At 67.7% G+C, this 629-nt stretch carries 1 protein-coding gene; it reads left to right on the top strand.

Annotated features, from left to right (window positions below):
* Nucleotides 1-2: 2 nt before the first annotated feature.
* The coding region (locus J6500_RS31655) for a helix-turn-helix domain-containing protein (RefSeq protein ID WP_225716601.1) at nt 3-629 on the top strand (627 nt) is incomplete at its 3' end.

The raw sequence follows: 629 nt of genomic DNA on the forward strand, positions 1-629 counted from the left end.
GCATCACCGTGAACGAGTTTCGCTGCACTGCGGAGCCCGGCGACAAGCCGTTCGCCGAACAGTTCGACTGCCATTCGGTGTCCTATGTCCGCAGCGGCAGCTTCGGCTGCCATTGCCGCGGCCGCTTCCATGAGCTGGTGGCGGGCTCGATGCTGATCGGCCATCCCGGCGACGAATACACCTGCACCCATGACCATGTGGTCGGCGACGTCTGCCTGTCGTTCTTCCTCGATCCGGAGCTGGTGGAGACGATCGGCGACCGCGCCGCGGTCTGGCAGGTCGGCTCGGTGCCGCCGTTTGGGCGAGCTCGCCGAGCACCATCAGTTCCGGCAACGGCGGCAGCTGGCAACAGTGACGTCGGCCTCGACGAGATCGGCCACCTGCTCGCGAGCCGCTTCGTCGAGGTGGTGTCCGACCGCAAGGCAAAGCCGCTGACGGCGGCGCTGCGCGACCGCCGCTGCGCGGTGGAGACCGCGCTGTGGATCGACGCCAATTCGCACCACGCCATCGACCTCGACGATGCCGCCGAGCAGGCCGGGCTCAGCACCTTCCATTTCCTGCGGCTGTTTTCGTCGGTGCTCGGCGTCACCCCGCATCAATATCTGGTGCGCTCGCGGCTGCGCCACGCG

The sequence above is a fragment of the Bradyrhizobium semiaridum genome, from assembly GCF_020329505.1.
Lineage (GTDB): Bacteria > Pseudomonadota > Alphaproteobacteria > Rhizobiales > Xanthobacteraceae > Bradyrhizobium > Bradyrhizobium semiaridum.